The organism is Oceanococcus sp. HetDA_MAG_MS8 (assembly GCA_019192445.1).
Taxonomy (GTDB): domain Bacteria; phylum Pseudomonadota; class Gammaproteobacteria; order Nevskiales; family Oceanococcaceae; genus MS8.
On sequence record JAHCMK010000001.1, the window covers coordinates 447,286 to 467,043 of the forward strand.

Consider the following 19,758-nt stretch of genomic DNA (forward strand, 5'->3'; position numbering starts at 1 on the left):
ATGCCTAAGAAAGACACCAGTGTAATGGAGCGCAGGCGACCATGGCGGCTACAGACTTGTCGTCAGCGTCCGGTGTTATTGCGTGGAATCGCGTTTGGGGCTCCACTGCTTGGCCGCTTTTAGCAGTGCGCGAGTGTGTTCGGGCAATAAGCTACCACCACCGGCGTATCTCGCTCGTGTGTAGTGCTGCATGATGCGCTGGGCTTCCGCATCCCAGACGCCGGCCTGCTTCAAGTCCGCTTCCATTTGTAGGGGGCCGCCTCGCTGCGGGTTGTAATCCAGGCCAGCGCGAGAGAAGAGGGCGGTGCGAACCTGCACTAAGGGGTCCGCCGGCGGGCGTCGACGATGGGCCCGGGTCATTTGGGCGAGCAACATCGCGGTAAACAGGGCGACGCAGGCAATGAGGGCGTAGAGCATGGTTTGTAGGTCATCCATGCCAAAGCGACGCAGGAACTGGCGTTGCAGTTCAGGGCCGTAAGCCAGAATACTGCGATTCCAACCGGCTTCAACACGGTCCCAGGCGAGCTGCCAGCGTGCCACCCAGTCCCGATCGCCCACTTGGCTTCGGGCTAAACGCGGTAATAAATCGCTGTCACCCAGGGCGGCGCCCAAACCATATTCGATGCGCTCCGGAGCAATGGCAGCGGTGGGGTCTATGCGGATCCAGCCCCGTTGCGGTTGCCAAACCTCGGCCCAGGCATGCGCATCGGATTGGCGCACAATCAGGTAGTCGCCATTGATTTCCCCGCCCTGGTAGCCGGTGACGATGCGCGCGGGTATGCCAGCCATACGCATCATGACCACGAAGCTGGCCGCGTAATGTTCACAAAACCCGGCTTGTGTCTCAAAGACAAAGGCATCAACCCGATCCCCGCCTCTTAACAACGGCGGCTCCAGGGTGTAGCGAAATGGCGCTTGAGAGAAGTATTGCAGCGCGGCCTCTATCACTCCCTCGGGTTGGCGGTTTTGCTGCTTCCAGGATGCCACTAAGGCTTGTGTGCGGGGGTTTTGCTCCGCATCCAAACGGGTCATCAGGCGTTGTCGCCAACTCACCAAGTCCGCTTGACGAATACTTTGAGTGGCGGAGCGCAGGCGGACCAATCGCGCATCCATGATGGCGTTGCGGCTCTGCAGCACATAATCACTGGCTAAACTCAAATCCCGAGGATAGGGAGCCAGCGGTGTCTCCAGGGCAGGCACAAAGCTTCGTCCATGCGCTTCCAGCTGAATTTCATAATTCACACTGGGGCCGCGTGCGACTATTTCTGGGCGGGGCAGGCTGTGGTTCTCCGGCCGGCTGGTCCAGCGATAGCCATCAAACTCGTCAAGAACGGGGCCTCGCCAGTAGCGGTCGCGACGGGCTGGTAGTTGCTCCGGATTATCGAAACGCACCCGGAAGGCCACCGCATCGGACTGGCTGAGTTTGGAGATGCTGCCGAATTGCAGGGTGTCGGACAGTCCGGAGCGTGCGTGAGAGTCCTGAGGTAGACCCCATAGCGGCCCGGGTATGCGTGGAAACAGGACAAACAGTAGCAGCATCAGGGGGAGCGCTTTCAAAGCCAGCGTGCCGCCGACTTTCAGGTTTGACCGAAGCGGTAGCAGGGCTTGAGGGTGCTGCAGGTCTAGCAGCGCAGCAGTCGTGAGAACGACGCCAGCGATGAGCCACATCAGCCAGACCAGATCTTGATGGGCGAGCAGCTGACTGAGCAAAAGCAGATAACCGAGGTAGACCAACAAGCGACAATCGCGTCGTGTCCGTGTCTCCAGCAGCTTCATAGCTGCCATGGCAACCAGTAGGGATGAGCCAGGCTCTAGGCCATTGACGGTGCCATAGTCCAAAACCAAGCCAACAACAACGGCTCCAGCCAGGGGCAGGCGTAGCCCTATCGATGGCAGCCGTAGAGCGCGTCTAGCGATGATGATTCGCCAGGCAGCGGCGGCCACAACCACTGGAATGCACCACAAGGGCATATCGAAAAGATGGGGCAAAGAGAGTAAGCCCAGCAGGAGCACAATGCGGGTCACCCGGGGGGCGCTGAGCCAGTCCTGAGTTTCAGCCGACATGGTCAAACTCGGCCAAGCGCTTAAGGCCTGCAATTTGGTGGGCAGGACCCATGTCAGGACTGAGCTCGCTGCCTGGGAGGGCTAGGCCATAAGGCTGGTTCTGAGCCCCAAGGTCGAGCATCCAGCGGCACATAATTTGGAGCCGCTCTTCGATATCGCCATAGCCACGTGTCATGTCCCATTCGACCCACACCGTGTCTTGTATGGGCTCTTCAAACAATTTGCTGTTGAGCTGGTCGAAGTTGGCCAAGCTGCGCCAATAAATATGTCTGGGCGAATCCCCGCGCGCATATTGGCGAACGCCGGCCAAGTCTTCTTCACCCGGAGTGCTGCGCTGGCCATGACTTGCATGATGTTGTGCGGGTGGCATGGGAGGGGCTAGCGGCGCAGGGGTTGGGAATACCCATTGCTCGGCATCTAAGTGAATCCAGCTCCAGGCCCGAAATAAACCCAGTGGCCAATCGGTGCTGAGTGCAAAGCGTGGTGGCTGCATGCGCCCACGCTGTTGAGGGCGCCAATACAAAGTAGCGTGGGCGGCCTGCGCACAATCGACGGTACAGGCCTCAACCTTGGCTTGGCGGTCCTGGGAGAGGGTGATGGCCATGCGCGTTTTGCGACTGAGATTGGTCAGCGCCACAGGTTGCTCTGCATTTTCGCCGGCAAACACCGGGTTGGCCGGGCGCAGCTGCACCTGCAACGAAAGGAGATTGGCGTGGGTTTCATGCATCACCACAAAGCCAATGGCTGCAAGCCAGAATGCTAGGGCGAAGCCCAAGGCGTTGGAGTAGTTCATGGCTGCCAGCAGGATGACCAATGTCATGCTTGCGAAGATCCAGCCGGCGGGCGTCGGCAGTATGTAAATACGGCGGCGGTTGAGCTGCACTGGGCCGGCTTTACGGGGATGATGCCGCTCCATCCATTGGTCGGCCCGGCGTTGCCAAGCGGCTTGCACACTGCGGCGGAGGAATTTCAACATCAACGGCAGCTTTTACGGTACGGACTTTGTGGTGGCACAGGGCGTCGTGACTCGGTCCGACCGCCTCGGCTATCGAGTCTGGAGACGCTTTGCCGAAAAAGGCGACAAAGCATGCTGCTCATGCCCAGTGTGCGCAAGCCCTAAGGAACCGCAACATCGTTGATGAGGTGGGTTGCCAGTGCGGCACCGCCGTGATGGTCTCCCTGACTTTGACTGGACTGGAGGCGATGGGTTGCACAAGGCACAAACACGGCTTGTACATCCTCTGGCAACACCATGTCACGGTTGTTCAGCCAGGCCCAGCTTTGTGCCGCTCGGCACATCGCAATCCCAGCCCGCGGCGATAATCCAAGGCGGATGTCGCTGTGGTTGCGCGATGCATCTAACAGCGCGTGCACATAGGCCGCCAAAGCTGGGCGTAGCGCAACCTTAGCGACCGCCGTTTGCGCTTCAGCAAGGCTCTGGGCATCCAATAAGGGCTGGAGTTCTTCGAGCATCCCTCGGCGGCTGCGGCCTTCGAGTAGGGCGCGTTCGTCCTCGGCACTGGGGTATCCCAGAGAGAGTCGCAGCAAAAATCTGTCGAGTTGAGATTCTGGGAGCGCAAAGGTGCCGATTTGATCCAAAGGGTTCTGTGTGGCAATGACAAAAAAGGGGTGGGGTAGAGCGCGAGTCACTCCATCACCTGTGACTGCTTGCTCTTCCATCGCTTCTAGCAGTGCGCTTTGGGTTTTGGGACTGGCTCGGTTGAGCTCGTCGGCGAGCAATACCTGACTGAATATAGGGCCGTTTTGCCAGCGGAAGGCGGATGCTTCACGATCAAAAATGGACACACCCAGGATGTCAGCCGGAAGCAAGTCGCTGGTGAATTGCACCCGGCTGTAGTCCAGGCCGCAGACCCGCGCAAGTGTTTGGGCCAAGGTGGTTTTGCCGACGCCAGGCACATCCTCAATCAGTAGATGGCCCTTGGCGAGCAAGCAGGTAAAGGCCAGCTTCAGTTGCTCTGGTTTACCGAGAATGATGTGTTGAGTTGCACGCAATGCCTCCTGCACGCGCGTCTGTAAAGAGGTTTTCATTCGCTCATTGTGGGTGCGCGTCGGAGAACTGTCCATGTCACAATTTCCTGCATGAAATATTCCGCACCGCTTCTTGCATGTGGAGTCGTGCAAGAAGATAGGAAATCCAGTTCATGAATACTCGCAAGCGCTTAGAACTTCACCAAGCTTTGCGTCATGCCCAAAGTTTTGAAGAATGGCGGCCGGTGGCTGAAGCCTGGGATGAAGCCAGTGGCGCTGCTGCCTGGCGTCGAGACGATGCCTCACCGGATTACGACTACCGGTTGGTACGTTCCCGCGTAGAGTCGCTGCGCCGCCTGCGCCAGCGTAATGACGCCCGCGGCATGGTCCATGAGCTACGTCAGGGTCTGCATTGGAACCTGGGCAATATGGGGAATGCAGCCCTGTACGGCCCCAGCTTGCTCGGTACCAAACACCTGATCGAAACCTACTTGGATGAAGTGACCTCAGCGATGCGCTGGCTCACCGAGGGGAGCTTCCCTGGCGTACGCAAGAGCGTTAAACGTGAGCTATTCCAGGCCCTGGGCCAAGCTTATGGCCGCAGTGCGCTGATGTTGTCAGGGGGTGCGACCCTAGGGCTCTTCCACGTGGGAGTAGTTCGGACTTTATATTTGCATGACCTATTACCCGAGATTTTGTCCGGGTCCAGTGCGGGCGCTGTGGTCGGTATGGCGGTATCGGCCCAAGACAAGGCTTCGGCAGAAGCGTTGTTGGACCCCCACAATATTTACGTGGACAACTGGGGGCTGTTGCCCTTGTTTGAGGCCTGGCGCCGTGGGGCGCTGATGGATCAAAACAAGCTCAGACGCGGTATTGCCGAAAACATTCCGGACGTCACCTTCGAGGAGGCCTACGCTGCGTCTGGCTATGCCATGAACATTACGGTGAGTCCGGTGGCCGAGAATCAGCCGCCGCGGTTGCTCAACCACTTGACCTTCCCCTACCTCTTCGTGCGTGAGGCCGTGCTGGCGTCCTGTGCTGTGCCCTTCTTGTTCCCGCCGGTACAGATGGCTACACGGAATATGCAAGGACAGCGCGAGGCCTACATGCCCAGTTTGCGCTGGGCGGATGGTTCGCTGAAGTCGGATCTGCCGCGAATGCGCCTGCGTCGGCTGTTCAATGTGAACCACTTTATCGTCAGCCAAACCAACCCTCATGTACTGCCATTCATGCACAGCTCGGACCCGCAGGCCAAGGGGTTAACCAACGCCGTGCGCCATGCGCTCTACGACACTGTTCAGATGGGCGCGCGGAACTTGTTGCACTTGGGGCGGGCTGCAGTACCGGCTGGGGCGCAGCGCCTGCGTCAGGGCATAGACGACTTGCATGGGATTTTGGCCCAAGACTATCGAGGCAATATCACCATCTTGCCGCAGCTGGATCTGCGTAATTATGCGCGGGTGGTGCGCAACCCTAGCGACGCCGATGTGCTGAGAATGATTCGCCAAGGCGAGCGTGCGACGTGGCCGCGCCTGCGCATGGTGCATGATCAAACGATCATTAGCCGAACCATTCGAGACTGTCAGCAACGCCTCGATGGTCAGTCCTCCTCTTCAAACAGCCAACTCGCAACGGCATGATTCAAATCTTTACCACCGGCGGCACCATCGACAAGGTTTATTTTGATGCCTTGTCAGAATTTCAAATTGGCAACCCTCAAGTCGGACGCGTTTTGGCCGATGCTGGTGTGGCAGATGACTACGCGGTGCAGTCTTTGCTCCGTAAAGACTCTTTAGAACTCAGCGACAATGACCGGGCGCAGCTCCGCGATGCTGTGCATGCCTGCGCGGCTAGCAAAGTGCTCATCACACACGGCACCGACACCATGGTGGAGACCGGTCTTGCACTCAGCGGGATTGCCGGCAAAACCATTGTTCTGGTGGGAGCCATGCAGCCGGCAGGGCTGCGTGTGACCGATGCCGAGTTCAACATTGGTTTTGCCTGGGCGGCTCTGCAAACCCTCTCCGAGGGGGTTTACATCGCCATGAATGGCCGCATTTTTGACCCACACAAGGCGCGGAAGAATCGTGATGCCCATCGTTTTGAACTGGCTGAGTAGATGGGTGCATTGCAAGCGTGGAGGCCTGCATTAATTGCAGGGCTGAGCATCTTGCCTGAAGGGCGACAGTCGCCGACGTGGGAGTGGCTGGCAGTGGTGACGTGCTTGGAGTGCGTCTAAGTCTTCGCCCCTCCGGTATCTAAGGTTGTGGCGCTGCGTCTTCTTCGCAGTGCATATTGCATTGCCCAGTCACCCAAACACGATTTCTTGCTTGCCATGAGCGACTCTGATTTTAGTACTGCCCAACCACGGGCCCAAGGACGGGGGCGCAAATTGCTGGGCGCGGGCATGCGCACCGTGGGGCGGAGAATGGGTCGACTGATTGGCGCAGATGGAACGCAGACCTGGCTAAAGATCGGAGAAGACTGGTTCCAAACGCTATCCGAGCTTCGCGGCGCCGCCATGAAGTTGGGCCAACTGGCGTCGCAATATGCAGACGTGCTGCCACCCGCTCTGGCCGAGCAGCTCAGTCGGTTACAGGCCCAGGCGCAGCCCGTGTCTTGGAGCGAGCTAGAGCCGGTTTTGCTGGCGCGTTGGACTCAAACGCAGGCTGGACTGGTGGCCACCATTGATTCGCAGCCCATTGGGGTTGCCTCCATTGGGCAAGTTCACCGGGCTGTGCTCAAAGATGGTCGTCAGGTGGCGGTCAAGATTCAGTATCCGGGCGTGGCCAATGCCATTGACAAAGATGTGGACAACCTACGCCGCTTGCTCAAGCTTGGTGGCATGTTGCCGCTAGCGCCGCAGCTATTGGATCAGCTTCTGGTCGAGGTTCGTGACCGCTTGGCGGATGAAGTGGACTATGCCGGCGAGGCGCAGCGCCTAGCGCGGTTCCGCCAGCCAGCGGAGCAATTCGGAATTTGCGTGCCTGCGGGCATTGATGAGTTGCAGGCCGAGGGCGTGCTGGTTAGCAGCTTTGAGACCGGGGCGACTTTGCAAGAGGCCGCGCAATGGTCGCAGGAATTGCGTGACGATATTGGCGGTCGTCTGATTGACTGGATGTTTCACCAAATTGGAGTACTGCAAGAAGTTCATGCAGACCCACATCCAGGGAATTACGCCTTCCGCGAGGATGGCAGCGTGGTGCTGTACGACTTCGGCTGCACCCGGCCCATTGATGCGCGTTATGTAGACCACTTCCAGCGGATGACGCGCATTAGCCTGCAACGAGACTGGGAGGCTATGCACGCCGAGTTGGCAAGGATTGGCAGCCTGGCTGAGAAAGATCAAGGCCTCACTCCGGAACTGCAACGCTTGTATCGCGACTGCACAGAGCCAGTTCTATCTGTGTTGGAAGACCCTTGCTACGACTATGCCGATGGGCAGATCATCACCGACTTGCGCGCCGTGGCACGCCGAGAAGTTCGGCAGATGGCGAAGTTCTCGCCGCAGGTGGAATTGGCATTTGTGGCCCGTGCCCTGAGCGGTAATTACTGGTTGCTACGCGGCCTGAGAGTCCGCCAAGCATTGCTCCCCAAATTTGAAGCCTTTGCGGCACAGGCGGCTTGATGGCCGCTCTGGGCGGGGTTAGTCGTCCTTGCTCAACTGCTCTATGGCCTGGGTAAAGTCTGCCGAGGCGTAAAAGCCTTCCAAGTTCTCGCGCACAACGGGCTCCAACAGCTTCTTGCGCTTCAGGGCCTTCACCACCACCGGTACAAAGCGCTTGGCGTCGCGGCGCAGCATGCCGTCGTCAATACCGATTTCATCGAGCAACTCCGCTAAGGTGAGTGCGCCAAGCTCATCCATCACGGCTTGGACCCCGGCATCGAGCAAGGTGGCGAAATAGCGGGTTTGGCGAAACTCCCGCCAGTATTCATAGCCCACAACGAACATCTCTTCGATATCCAAGCTGTTGGCAAAGCCGCGTATGGACGCCACCGAGCGCTTCTTATTCTCGTGCCAAATATCGAGGATGGCCTCGCGAATTTGGTCACTCTCCAATGCGTTGAGCAAAAAGCTCTCACTCATGCGCAAACTGGCTTCGGTTTGTTTTTGAATAAAGCCGCGCAGGTTTTCTTCCAGCATTTGGCCCAGCTCCGGACGGGCCCGGTCCATCATCTTTTTGCCAATCTTGAAAGCAGAGTCTGCACCAGGGAGCTTGCGTGACATTTCGCTGCCCCGTTTGGCGTAATCCCGAAGCGCATGCTGCAGCAGTTCAGAGATCATGGACGCGAACACTGGGTTGGCCACCAAGTGCTTGGCCAAGGCCTCATGCAGCGCTTCCAGCTCCAGCACCTTGTCGAGGATTTCCTCGAACTGGTCATCCGGAATCAACTCTTCCAGTTTGGTGTCGTTGTGCACCTTATGCCGGTAAACCAGTCGGGCCACGTCACCCACCAATTCTGGGATGACTGCGCCTAGCTCCAGATCAATGGCGTATTGCTTGGCCGCAATTTGCACGTCTTTGGTCTTGACCACGTCTTTGAGGCGCAGTCGTGGTGCCAAACCCATGAAGCGGTCAATCTGCATATCGATTTGGGCCTCGAGTGCCTTACCCTCGAGTTGGCTCAGTACCCAATTTACGTGGGCATCGAGCAAGATTTGAGCAGCATCCATGACAGTGTGTCCCCAACGATTTCAATCTGCGCCGCAGCGTAGCACTGACAGCGGCTTAACAGGGTCTGAGGACGAAGCCGCCCTCAGACCCTGTGCAAGAAAATCCTGATTCAGCGGGCATTGACACCGGGAGCAAAACCTATCGCGCCGCCCACTTTATGTCCCCGCAGGCAGAAAGCGGTTAATGGGTACCCGGCGCCCGCCCATTAGCCGATGGCTGAGGCTAGGCGCAGATGTCTCCGTGCGATATCTGCCAAGGGGGTGTAGCCCTAGGCCGGAGCAAGCTCAGCGCTCTTCGGAGCTTTATTCGGAAGCGACAAGCGGAAGATCTTGCGCACCACGCTTGTGAACTGCTTGCGGAAGGGGCCTTCGTTATAGGGCAGGCCGTAACGCTCGCAAATCTCTTTAACCTCCGTACTCATCTCCGCGTAACGGCTGCCAGGAATCGTGGGGAAGAGGTGGTGCTCGATCTGGTGGCTGAGGTGGCCACTGAGAATATGAAACCAGCGGCCTCCGCTGATGTTGGCCGACCCCAACAGCTGCCGGTAGTACCAATGTCCGCGGCTTTCGCCTTCCAATTCCGCTTTTTCAAATTCGTGCGTGCCCTCGGGAAAGTGCCCACAGAAGATGATGCTAAAAGTCCACAGATTGCGAATGAGGTTGGCCACCGCGTTGCCTGCGAGGACGGGCAAAAAGAAGGGGCCGGCGAGAAGTGGAAACAAGCCGTAGTCTTTGAGTGCCTGGCGGCCGATTTTCTTGCGAATGGCTTTGAGCATGGGGCGCTTTTCTTTCCAGTTCCATTGCCCATGACGCAGCTTCTCGGTTTCCAAGTCGTGCAGGGCTACGCCGTACTCGAAGAACAGGGCCAGTAATGTGGCGTACAGCGGGTTGAGGATGTAACCCGGATGCCAAGGCTGGGCTTCACTCATACGCAGCACGCCGTAGCCAATGTCGCGGTCCACCTCGCGCACGTTGGTGAAGGTGTGGTGCATGTAGTTATGCGAATGTCGCCATTGGTCGGCCGGGCAGGCGGTATCCCACTCAAAGCTCTGGCCCTTCAGTTCAGGGTCGCCGGTCCAGTCGTATTGGCCGTGCATGATGTTGTGGCCAATTTCCATGTTGTCCAATATCTTGGCAATGCCCAGGCTCAGCGTTCCGGCCACCCAGGCCGGCGGGAATACACTGAACATCAATAAGGCTCGGCCGCCATATTCCAGCCGGGTATGCAGGCGAATAATCTTTTTAATGTGAGCGACGTCGCGTTCGCCCAAGTCGGCTTGCACCCGCTCGCGCAGGGCATCGAGTTCTTTGCCGAAGGCGTCGAGCTGGGCTGGGCTGAGAGGCGTTTGGAGGGCTGTTGTGTGCTGAGTCATGCGTCTCTCCTTGATTTATAGGTTGATTTGAACGTCGCCGACGGGAGCGGATACGCAAAGGCGGATCTCTTCCTCACCATGGGCGGAAAGGCTGCCGTCGCGCAGGTCGCGGACTTGGCCTTGAGTTTTGCGACAGGTACAGCTGGCGCATATACCCATCCGGCACCCGAACTCGGGGTTGAGGCCGTTGGCTTCTGCGATTTCCAGCAAGCTTTGCCCGCGGGCGGTGGCCTTGACTTGGCTGCGGGAAAACTCCACCGCAGATGTTTTGCTAGAGGTGCCGGTGGAGCGAAGGGCAAGGCCGAAGCTTTCGCTTTGTACGCTGCGCGGGTTGGTTTTGTGTGCCCCTAGTTTGTGAACAGCCGTGCGCAAGGACTCCGGGCCACAAACCATAATGTGCTGCCGCTCCTTGGCAACGCTCAGTGCTTGAATATGGCGGCGATGAAAATGCCCGGCCCAGGGCTTCGATGTGCTCGGCTTCAGCGCCGTATTGATGGGTTGCCAGCGCACAGCGGGGTTCTCTTGCAGCTGTTTCAGCAAGGGCTCCCCAGGAATGTCCTGCTCGTTACGGTTGTAGTGCAGCAAGCTAACTCTTGCGATGCCCTGAGCCGCAGCAAAAGCCGCCAGGCTCAGGTTGGGGGCTAAGCCCGTTCCGCCGCTGACCAGGACCAAGTGATCAATTTCGCCAGCAATCTCTGGCAACACATAATCACCGGCGGCTTGCCCCACCATGATGGGTTGACCGATGTCGAGGCCCTGTTGCAACTGGCCCGTCCACAGACCTTGGTCTTGAATGCGAATGGCAAAGTGCAACTCACCGGCTCCCGCGAAGGGCGTGCAAGCAGGCGAAAAGGGTCGTTTCACCCAGCGACCATCAATTTGCTGGCCCAGCTGTAGGTATTGCCCGGCCTGGAAGCCTTGGAAGTCGGAGCCGACACTAAGACTGAGCTCCACCACATTGGCTGATCTTTGTTGAATGCGTGTCACCTGGCCCATGCCTGGAAGTGGCCCGCGTTGCATCAGAGCTTGCAGCCGAATAGGGCCATGCGGCGTGGTGATGGCGCTGAGAAGCTTCGATGTCAAAGATGATGAAGTCATGGATGCCTTCAGGAAGTGAACAACTGTGCACAATCCTGAGGGCTCTTGATTCCAATGTCAACAAGTGTACACAAAATAGTTTCAAGCGTAGGGGGAGTGGGGCCTAGGCCCTAAATGGACTGTGAACGTTGCTGGCTCTTGTGGCGGGCTTTGTCTACACTTCGGCCATGAGCGAGAACCCTGTAAAGCCCAAGCGCCGGCCCCGCGGTGACACCCGTCGCGCACTCATTGATGGCGCCTTTAAACTTCTGGATGGGCAAAAAAGCTTCGCCGGCTTGTCACAGCGTGAACTGACGCGCGCCGTGGGTATCGTCCCCACCGCGTTTTACCGGCATTTCGAATCCATGGATGCCTTGGGCGAAGCGCTGGTAGAGGAAGCTTTTCGCGGCTTGCGTCAGATACTCGCCGATGTGCGTAATGATCTGAGCACGGCCGATCACCCCGTAGGCACGGTGATGAAGTCTTTAATCAAGCATGTTCGCGCTCACCGCGCGCGCTTTCGCTTTATTGCCGCCGAGCGCTTCGCTGGGGGAGGGGTGGTGCGCGATGCCATTCGGCGGGAGATTCGCTTGGTGCACGCGGAGCTGGCCATTGAGCTGGCCAGGTTCCCTTACCTACGCGAGTGGCCGGTAGAAGACCTGCACATGATCTCCAGCCTCATGATCAACAGCATGGTGGCTGTGGCGGAAGAAATTCTGGAGCGTAAGCCCAGCGATAAGGCGGGTGAAAAGGAATTGGTGCAGTTAGCGGAGAAACAGCTGCGGCTCATCTTGTTGGCAGTTCCTGCGTGGAAACCTCAAAACAGCTCGCACACAGCAAAGCGCGGTGCCGATCTGATCCAGCCGGCCGTATAGGCGCGAAAACAGCACCCACGAGTAGGGGCGGGCCGTGCTCATTGGGGAATGCCAGCGCGGGCCGGTTTCTTAACTGCCGAGCCCGCGACTATAGGCTGTCTGGACCTAATTCAGGGCCTTAGAGAACACCAGCCAACAGTACCAAGGTGCCACCAATTTCGCCCACGATCAGCAGCATCATGTAAACGCTGATGATTTTGCCAGGGATGGTCATGGAGCCTAAGCGGTGCGGGCGTTCGAGCTGGTTGTCGGTGTCCTGCAGCCAGCCATGCACTGCGTAGGCAAAGACGGCGCTGGCAAACCACAGAATAGGGATGGCGACGGCAGCCAGATTCACCCCGGCGGACCAGCGGCTGTGCAGGGCAAGCTGCTGTAGAACCAGGCAGGCAAAGGCATACATCAACGCGGTGCGATGGCAAATATCCACATAGGTGGGGGCCTGTGCATTCTCGCTGCGCATCATGTGCCAATACTTCCAGATGCCGGTGAGCATGCCGACCAGCAAAAACACACCGGCGGAGACCAGGGCAAAGTGATCAGCGCTGGGAAGATGATTCATGCGGATTTTCTCGTTGACGATGGTGAAGACGAAGACGCATTTAGCGCAGCATTGTTTTTGGCGGCAGCGAGGCCCAAGTCTCGGCCGCGACGATCATAAACCGGCCGGTTGGCCCAGTTTTGTTGATCCCAGTATTGCTGCATGATCCAGGGCAGGCGCGGTATCCAGAACCCGGACCCGGCTTTGGCTGTGGTCGGCGCGGCAGTGGGGATGTTGATATCGGCATAGACAATGCCCGGTCCTTCCTGGGTGCGGCGCATGGCCAAGACCTCGCCCTGGGCATTCACGATTTGCGTAGCGCCCACAAAATGCGTGCGATAGGGCAGTGAGAGCTTAGTGCCGGCCAGCAGTCGAAAACGCCCTTCAAAGTGGCCGCAATGGCTGGCCTGGATCACCGGCACCTGCAAATGGCGGGCAAAGACGGATGGAGCCGTTTCACTGAGCTTGGCATTGCGCCGCGCCAGGCCGCGCAGCAGCAGACTGTTGGGCCCCAGGCCCGGCCAGTTGAGGGGCAGGGTCCACCAGTGAGTTCCGGTAATCACCCATTGCACGCGACCGACCATGCGGCGCAGGGTTTGCTGACGAATCAGCTCCCAGCACATAGCCGCACCGGCCGTTCCCAACTCGGTATCCCAGACACCGGCATCTTGGCCGCCCCGGTAAAAGGCGTTCTCCCACATGGTGGGCAGATCCTTGTCGTGGGTATGGACCTGCTGCTTCGGCTCGACCAGCACATAGCGATTCATGATCTCGTCGCCGGCCTGTTGCAGCAGGGAGCCGCCAATCCAGATCTGATGACGCTGGGCCAGTGCTCGCAGCAGATCAACGGCGGCGTTCTGCTCCCCCAACACCGCCGCATAGGGGCGATCATCCGGGGTGATGGCACTGGTGAAGAACTCGGGCAGGGCCACGATGCGGGCGCCCTTGGCGGCGGCCTCCTGCACCATTTTTTCTACCAGCGCCAGATTGTGGGGGACATCGCCCACGCGGGTCTGCAGGGCGATGGCAGCGGCTTTAATGCTCATGCCAGCAGCCCTAGAAGCAGAATAAGCCCCAAGCCGATCAATTGCCCGGCGAAGAAGAGTCCGCGTACGAAGACCAGTAGGGACGTGGTTCCCAATAGGTGGGTGAAGGACTGGGCCAGCCGCAAACCAAACAGGTAGGGCAGCAACCAGGCCCAGTTCTCCAAGCTGGCTGGGTTTTGGCTGATCAGCAGGAGGGCGACTAGCCACAATACAAAGCTTTCCACACAATTCTTGTGGGCGTCATGGGCGCGTTGCACAAAGGCAGGCTCAGGCGCCGGCCCGCTGCGGGCCCAGACATTGGCCGCCGAGCGTCCCAGAATCACCTGCAGGCTGCGAAAACCGAACACCACAGCCACCAGGGCCAGGGTGAGCAGGGCATACAGGCTCAAGATCAACAAAACCGGTTGGGTCAACATGGATGTGTCTCCACAAGTGTTTGATGGGAATAAGACTGCCGCAGCGGTTCAGGGCCGACTTGTAGAAATCTGTTGCGGTCTACCAGGGGGTGGTCCAGAGCCTGAAGCCACCCTGAATGATTCCGGCATCCCGGGCGCTGATGCCAAACATGCTGCGAAAGGCCGTGCTGAAATGCGAAGAATCGCTAAAGCCGCCCTCCAGCGCAGCATCGGTGAGCGTGCCCAATTGGCCTACCGCCTGGACGGCGATGCGAAAGCGGGCCCAGTGCTGCACGCGCTTAAAGCCCACACCTAGTTCGCGCAAAAACAGATGCTGCACCCGGCTGGTGGAAAGATTCATGCGCGCAGCCAAGTCTTCCAGCCGCAGGTCCTGGCAGTGCTGCAGGTGTTCGCTCAGAGCGGCTTGTAAGCGGCTTTGCGTGTCGGGCGTCGGGCCCAGAGTGTTCCGCAGGGTCCTATCCAAACCCTGTTCCAAGGCGGATGTCCAGGCCTGTGATTCCGCCACCGCCGTCAATGCACCTTTGAGGGCATCGATGTGAGGGAGTGAGGCCTGCGCCGACTGCAGGGGCTGCATAGCCTGCCAGCAAGGCGAATGGACATCGGAATAGATCACGGCGCAGCGGCCCTGCTGTGGATCCAGTTCATGGCGGGTGCCAGCGGGAATCAGGGCGCTAAAATGCTCCACCCAATCGCCCTCGGGTTCGCGGATGAGCATCGGCCGGTCCAGGGCCACCAGCGCCACATTGGCCGCATGAGTGTGGGGCAGGCCACGCCCCAGCGGCCCCACATAGATGAGGCTGCGCGGTCCAAGCAGAATCGTGGGTGGGCTGGATGCAGACAATGTCTCGGATGTCGTGCGCTGGCTGGTCAGTGTCTTATTCTAGTCTGCGCCGGCATTCAAGCTTGCGTCGCGGAGCTTGATCGAGGCTGGCAAGATTCCGAAGAGCCACTCATTTCGTATCGCGGTGGGGCGCCACAATGCTCTTCGAAGAGATGGCTGGCCCCGACCGCAGCGCGACAGACGCCGCACATAGCATGAATAAGGCGCTGGGGCTAAACGCCAAGCCCCACAGGCTAAAGACGCTTGCGAACAACAGTGCGGACAAGAACATCGCCATCAGGCATTCCACCAGGGGGCGGGGCCGCAGCTTAAAAAACAACCAGGGAATCAGCGTAAAGACAATGGGAACGGTGAAAGGCGCTATCACATCGCTTCCATTGGTTTGGTAGTACGCACTGCTGGTGTTTTCGCAATGAGCACTAACCTCCGCCGAGCTCTGGCCCTCCGGTTGGCCATCTTCCCAATGTGGTCTCACTACAGCCTCACCATTCGGCCCTTGTGTGAGTTCATAAGAAACGCTACCTGCGCCTTGAACATCCGAGATCGACAAGCTGCAAGTCGAGCCCTGGTAAGCCGGTATGACGAGGAGGGAAGCGCTGCCCAGAGCGGCAGCGATAAAGGCCATGAACAGCCAGCCTTGCTCTCCGCGGTTTTCACTGAGATGCACGGGGAGCTTGCGCAATAGCAGTATGCGAATGCAGCCGACCACGAAAGCGAGGAATGCACCAACTACGTTAAACATGGCCAGCATCGCCAATGCCCAAGCAATCGCGGGCAGCCAATTCGCAGCGTCAGCCAGCACGGTGTCCGTACACCGCCAGAATGGTGGAAAGATAGCCCCGACATTTACTGATCGTCTTCACACCAAAGCCCTCGTCATAAACACATTGAAGTCGGTGGAGCGGTAGTCGCCGAAGGGGCCGCAAAAGCGAAACCCGTTGCGGGTGTACAGCCGATGCGCTGCCTCGAAGTTCTCCCCGCTGCCGGTTTCCAGGAACAGCGCCTCGTAGCCGCGCTCCAATGACGTTCGAATGATGGTGTCCAGCAAGGCCTGTGCGACACCGCGTTTAAGAAAGGCCGAGCGGGTGCGCATAGACTTGATTTCCCCGGCAGCAGGGTGCAGCTCCTTGAGGGCGCCACAGCCGCACAGGACGCCATCAATACTGGCGGTCCAGAAACTAACCCCCGGCGCCCGTAGGGCATCCAAAGCCAAAGCATGCACATGACCCGGCGGCGAATTAGCCGTCATGCCGGACAGATGCTCAGCCACCAACTCGCGGGATTCCTCGGATTCGATCTTGTCCTGGGTGATTGTGATCATTGCGTTGCAGGGTATGGGCGGAGTCGAGAGGCGCTATTCGAGGAAAGCGCTGGTAAGTCCCCAGGTTTCACGTCCATTCGAGCTTTAGCTCTCGATGCGTTGACGCACAATCACGCAGGTACAAATTGATGAGGCTTTGGTACGGCAGCCCTTTCTCTTCAGCCATGTCCTTGAAGTAGGCGATTGTCTCTTCGTCGATACGTATCGTGACCTGCTTCTTCAGGCGCTTGGCATAAGGGTTTTTAGACGATTCGGAAAAGTCGTAGTTTTTACGCATGCCGGAACCTTTGGTACTGCTTCCACTCTCGCTTTTCGGCTTTACGGGCGGAAATGATGCGAATGGTGTCTCCGTGCCGGTAACAGTGGGCAACCACCAAAACCCGAAACTTGGCACTAAGACCGAGAAGGATGAACCTGTCCTCAACGTCAGAATGGTCGGGATCGTTGATCAACCGACCCCACTCGTCAGCGAATGCAGAACGAGCTTCCTCAAATGAAACGCCATGTTTCCTGAGGTTGGACTCTGCTTTCGCGGTGTCCCATTCGAACTCGAGGTGGCTCATACACCAAGTATAACTACAACGTATTTACGCGCAATCTTCCTAGACTGTTCACACCTAATTGTTCCCGTTGTGCTTCAGCAGACGGGCCCAGGTCCAAGTACAGGTGGTGAGGTGTTGGGGCCGTATTTGGTTCACCGTTGGCGTTTGCTTGATTACTCCACCAAGGATAGTCGCCTGGGTGCGGAACCATACCCGCCCGAACGGGATTGAGTTCGATATAGCGATAGCAACTAAGAAGATAGGCCTCAGAGTCAACGATGGCAGAGCGGAACCGTCCTTCCCACAGTGAGCCGCTGCGACCATAGATGCGGTTGATGTATTGCACGTATCGCTGGCCTAGCCGGCGCATCATATTGGAGGCTCCCCGGTCGGTGTGGGGAATCGCCAGCAAATGCACGTGGTTGGTCATGAGAACGTAGGCATGAATATGCACTGCGAAAAACTCGGCAAGCTCGCGCAAATCGTCCAAGTAGCGGGTGTAGTCCTCGTCGGCGAAGAAGCAGGCGGAGCGGTTATTGCCGCGCTGAATGATGTGGAGGGGGTATCCGGTGAGGACGAGTCTGGCACGTCGGGGCATGGGGAGAATAGGAAGAGGCTCTCCCTCTATGACGAATAGGGAACGAGAGACCGGACGCGTGGGAAATGGTGGTGCGTCCCTATTTACCTAGCCTCCCCAGCTAGCGAAGCATTTGCACTCCGCTCAACATAAGCCCGAAACACATCTTCTGACATATTGTTGTGTCGCGCGTCATAAGTCTCAGGGGCTTGGTTGTAGGCCGATGAGGTACTGAAAAACACGAAGCTACCCTCCAGAAACCTTGTGACAGGCCTCGCACTATCCGGCAGCGGCTGACCATTTAGCTCTCCATAGTCCCAATGCCGATACGGAACGTACTTCCCAGGAGAAATTTCCGTGAGTTCCTCGCTTATGCCATCTGCATAGACAGCATCTTCAACACCAGAAGGATCGATCTCTTTAGCTTCCAGGCGGAAATAGCTCCAGTTTAAGTCTGCGCCAAATGACTCGTAGGAAAGCTTCCGAGGTTCGAGGATTTCTACTTTTTTCACCCCCACCAAAAGCTCTATTTTTCCTGGCTCATGTGATCTGTTAGCCCCTAGGAGGGTCATTCCGCCCTTCGAAGGATAAAACATGTGATTCAAACTCGGCGCGTCAGCGATGGCGGAAAGAACCGTGCAAATCTCGTCAATTCCCGACCAAGAGGCACGGGCCGGGGCGCCAAAGGGGAATAGCTTGTTGGTCAATTCTACCCATTCGAGCTGATTCCTCTTAAAGAAATCTTCTGTAAGTGCTACCCATTCCTTAATGCGATCCCGAACGCTGGCCATGCTGGGCCTTCGGTTCGGGTCCGTGTCCGTGCATTCGGTTAATAGCCGGTCGAGGGGAGTGGTGTACAAACCTTCAAGGTGACTTCTTAATGCAAGAACTGAGTCAGGATTGTATTGACCATCAAAGCCAAGGTCTTCGCCTGTAATAGCGATCCAAAGCGTTTTTGCAAAAGAATAGACGTCAGCACGTATGCCGTCTGCATCAGCCGCCCTTCGCCGCATCTCTGGAGCCATCGTAAACTTAGCACCTACATCACGCTTTTGGGGAGTAAGGTCTTCTCGCTCTGGAAACTTGACTAAGCCGAAGTCTGAAAAGCACAGCTGATTATCGTAAAAGAGAATATTTGCGGGCTTGATATCTCGATGCGAATACCCCTGTTGGTGAAGTTCATGAAGAGTCTGAGCCAAGCTTACGAAATCTTTTGCGAGATCAACCTTGGATTTATGCAGCTTGTACTCCTCGAAGGATTGAGCCAATGGCATAACGAACCAAGGCACCTCAGCCGCTTCGTTTGGCGGATTGTTACAATCGACGATAGGGACAACGCCGGCCGTTGGCCCAATTTTTTTGAGAGTATCAATTTCCACTCTGAATCGTGCACGAGACTCAGAGTCGGTTTTGTGCAAGAACTTTACAGCATAGTTCGCGGCGGCCTCGCCGGCTTTTTTAGCTCTCCAAACATCACCATTACCGCCACGTCCTAGCAGGTAGTCCAGTTGCCAGCTTCCAACTAGCTCACCAGCTCTCCGACCATTGCACTTGCGGATTTTCCTCTCCATAACCTTTCCGTTTAACCGACCAGCGCTCACTGGGTGCCTAACGCACAAGCTCAGGCGCTGCCTTCGGCGCTCGTCTTGATCGACTTGTTGTGCGCTTCGATACGCTCCGAAAGAACTTCACGCCAAGTCTGCTCCTTACCCCATCGGCCTAGGTCTGACTCAAACGTCTCTGCTTCGCGCTCGTGGTTTCGCAGCCAGCTGACAAACCTTTGACCTCGAGCAGAAAGCAGCACTCGACGTCCAGAGTCTGAGACCGTAACAAAATCGGTGCCCGACAACTTCGAGATAAACTTGTAAGGGGAAAATAGGCCGCCGGCCATTCCGCGCCCCTTCAGTATGATCTGATACCGGTGTGTGTGCCCGAGTTCGTCCGGCTCCGGAAGGACAAGCTCATTTCCCTTGTTCGCCATCAGAATCAGGTGCTGTTTGATCTCCTCAGGCAAGAGCGTATCCAGAAGCTTGAAGACGGCATCTTCATCGAAAGGATTCCTCTGAGCATTCTCAACTGCGAGCGCCGCGTCACTCGGCAGTCCTGACAGAGCCTTCGCATATTCGCCAGGTGACAGGCCTGCGAACTCCGACGGTGCGTAGAGATTCGCGGGCTTTCGCCAAAGCACGACGAAGAACCCTAGCGTGACCAAGATCGGATAGATGATAAAGAACCCCAAGAGCAGACTCTGCGCAGTCCCTGCAGTCTGAGAGACCGCGTACCCAGCTGCCGCCTCTGCGATAGTCATGAAGAACGCGATCACCCACAGGGGGCAGTTTTTGAAGTGCTTCATGGGAGGCGCTCTGTGGGCGCACGACAACAATTGGACGGACTCCGGCCGTCTGAATGCCAACGCGCTGACCC

At 57.7% G+C, this 19,758-nt stretch carries 21 protein-coding genes; 4 read left to right on the forward strand and 17 right to left on the reverse strand.

From position 1 onward, the window contains the following. Nucleotides 1–75: 75 nt before the first annotated feature. The 3 genes from KI787_01775 to KI787_01785 form a co-directional block, all read right to left on the reverse strand. Nucleotides 76–2,064, reverse strand: a complete 1,989-nt coding sequence (locus tag KI787_01775; GenBank protein ID MBV6628660.1) for a DUF3488 domain-containing transglutaminase family protein — start codon at nt 2,062–2,064, stop codon at nt 76–78. Continuing rightward, complete coding sequence (locus KI787_01780) at nt 2,054–3,040, reverse strand: DUF58 domain-containing protein (GenBank protein ID MBV6628661.1); 987 nt, start codon at nt 3,038–3,040, stop codon at nt 2,054–2,056. The genes KI787_01775 and KI787_01780 overlap by 11 nt, the downstream gene beginning before the upstream one ends. Nucleotides 3,041–3,180: 140 nt before the next feature. Continuing rightward, nucleotides 3,181–4,113 carry a MoxR family ATPase gene (locus tag KI787_01785; GenBank protein MBV6628662.1) on the reverse strand — a complete coding sequence of 311 codons (933 nt, stop codon included), beginning with the start codon at nt 4,111–4,113 and terminating at the stop codon, nt 3,181–3,183. Nucleotides 4,114–4,226: 113 nt separating this feature from the next. On the opposite strand from KI787_01785, the gene KI787_01790 reads away from it, so the two are divergent. The 3 genes from KI787_01790 (at nt 4,227) to KI787_01800 (ending at nt 7,681) form a co-directional block, all read left to right on the forward strand. Beyond that, nucleotides 4,227–5,693, forward strand: coding sequence for a DUF3336 domain-containing protein (locus tag KI787_01790; GenBank protein MBV6628663.1), 1,467 nt, complete (start codon nt 4,227–4,229; stop codon nt 5,691–5,693). Next, nucleotides 5,690–6,172, forward strand: a complete 483-nt coding sequence (locus KI787_01795) for an asparaginase (GenBank protein MBV6628664.1) — start codon at nt 5,690–5,692, stop codon at nt 6,170–6,172. The genes KI787_01790 and KI787_01795 overlap by 4 nt, the downstream gene beginning before the upstream one ends. Before the next feature lie 216 nt (nt 6,173–6,388). After that, on the forward strand, nt 6,389–7,681 hold the full coding sequence (locus KI787_01800; GenBank protein MBV6628665.1) for an AarF/ABC1/UbiB kinase family protein: 1,293 nt from the start codon (nt 6,389–6,391) through the stop codon (nt 7,679–7,681). Nucleotides 7,682–7,699: 18 nt separating this feature from the next. Here the strand turns inward: KI787_01800 and KI787_01805 are convergent, their stop codons facing one another. The 3 genes from KI787_01805 to KI787_01815 all read right to left on the reverse strand — a co-directional run bounded on the left by KI787_01805 (nt 7,700) and on the right by KI787_01815 (nt 11,199). Further along, nucleotides 7,700–8,728, reverse strand: a complete 1,029-nt coding sequence (locus tag KI787_01805; GenBank protein MBV6628666.1) for a hypothetical protein — start codon at nt 8,726–8,728, stop codon at nt 7,700–7,702. A gap of 269 nt (nt 8,729–8,997) precedes the next feature. Beyond that, entirely contained in the window at nt 8,998–10,101 is a 1,104-nt protein-coding gene (locus tag KI787_01810; protein ID MBV6628667.1) for an acyl-CoA desaturase, read from the reverse strand. A gap of 15 nt (nt 10,102–10,116) precedes the next feature. Next, nucleotides 10,117–11,199 carry an iron-sulfur cluster-binding domain-containing protein gene (locus tag KI787_01815; GenBank protein ID MBV6628668.1) on the reverse strand — a complete coding sequence of 361 codons (1,083 nt, stop codon included), beginning with the start codon at nt 11,197–11,199 and terminating at the stop codon, nt 10,117–10,119. 167 nt (nt 11,200–11,366) lie between these two features. Here KI787_01815 and KI787_01820 point away from each other — a divergent pair, with 167 nt between their 5' ends. Beyond that, nucleotides 11,367–12,053 carry a TetR family transcriptional regulator gene (locus KI787_01820; GenBank protein ID MBV6628669.1) on the forward strand — a complete coding sequence of 229 codons (687 nt, stop codon included), beginning with the start codon at nt 11,367–11,369 and terminating at the stop codon, nt 12,051–12,053. A gap of 118 nt (nt 12,054–12,171) precedes the next feature. Here KI787_01820 and KI787_01825 read toward each other — a convergent pair whose 3' ends face one another. From KI787_01825 to KI787_01875, 11 genes are all read right to left on the reverse strand, one after another. Continuing rightward, complete coding sequence (locus KI787_01825; protein MBV6628670.1) at nt 12,172–12,612, reverse strand: hypothetical protein; 441 nt, start codon at nt 12,610–12,612, stop codon at nt 12,172–12,174. Beyond that, nucleotides 12,609–13,637 carry a carbon-nitrogen hydrolase family protein gene (locus KI787_01830; GenBank protein MBV6628671.1) on the reverse strand — a complete coding sequence of 343 codons (1,029 nt, stop codon included), beginning with the start codon at nt 13,635–13,637 and terminating at the stop codon, nt 12,609–12,611. Before KI787_01830 ends, KI787_01825 begins: the two co-directional genes overlap by 4 nt. Next, the gene (locus tag KI787_01835; protein MBV6628672.1) at nt 13,634–14,053 is read right to left on the reverse strand and encodes an MAPEG family protein; all 420 of its coding nucleotides are present in this window, start codon (nt 14,051–14,053) and stop codon (nt 13,634–13,636) included. The genes KI787_01830 and KI787_01835 overlap by 4 nt, the downstream gene beginning before the upstream one ends. A 79-nt stretch (nt 14,054–14,132) precedes the next feature. Next, nucleotides 14,133–14,894: a helix-turn-helix transcriptional regulator gene (locus tag KI787_01840; protein MBV6628673.1), complete on the reverse strand. Its 762-nt coding sequence runs from the start codon at nt 14,892–14,894 to the stop codon at nt 14,133–14,135. 109 nt (nt 14,895–15,003) lie between these two features. After that, on the reverse strand, nt 15,004–15,636 hold the full coding sequence (locus KI787_01845; protein ID MBV6628674.1) for a hypothetical protein: 633 nt from the start codon (nt 15,634–15,636) through the stop codon (nt 15,004–15,006). Nucleotides 15,637–15,753: 117 nt separating this feature from the next. Further along, nucleotides 15,754–16,215, reverse strand: coding sequence for a GNAT family N-acetyltransferase (locus KI787_01850; protein MBV6628675.1), 462 nt, complete (start codon nt 16,213–16,215; stop codon nt 15,754–15,756). Between the two features lie 67 nt (nt 16,216–16,282). Beyond that, the gene (locus KI787_01855; GenBank protein ID MBV6628676.1) at nt 16,283–16,492 is read right to left on the reverse strand and encodes a BrnA antitoxin family protein; all 210 of its coding nucleotides are present in this window, start codon (nt 16,490–16,492) and stop codon (nt 16,283–16,285) included. Continuing rightward, nucleotides 16,485–16,778, reverse strand: a complete 294-nt coding sequence (locus KI787_01860) for a BrnT family toxin (protein ID MBV6628677.1) — start codon at nt 16,776–16,778, stop codon at nt 16,485–16,487. Before KI787_01860 ends, KI787_01855 begins: the two co-directional genes overlap by 8 nt. A gap of 13 nt (nt 16,779–16,791) precedes the next feature. Beyond that, nucleotides 16,792–17,355 carry a transposase gene (locus KI787_01865; protein MBV6628678.1) on the reverse strand — a complete coding sequence of 188 codons (564 nt, stop codon included), beginning with the start codon at nt 17,353–17,355 and terminating at the stop codon, nt 16,792–16,794. Nucleotides 17,356–17,438: 83 nt separating this feature from the next. Then, nucleotides 17,439–18,905 carry a protein kinase gene (locus KI787_01870; protein MBV6628679.1) on the reverse strand — a complete coding sequence of 489 codons (1,467 nt, stop codon included), beginning with the start codon at nt 18,903–18,905 and terminating at the stop codon, nt 17,439–17,441. 50 nt (nt 18,906–18,955) lie between these two features. Beyond that, nucleotides 18,956–19,687: a hypothetical protein gene (locus tag KI787_01875; protein ID MBV6628680.1), complete on the reverse strand. Its 732-nt coding sequence runs from the start codon at nt 19,685–19,687 to the stop codon at nt 18,956–18,958. Nucleotides 19,688–19,758 lie beyond the last annotated feature (71 nt).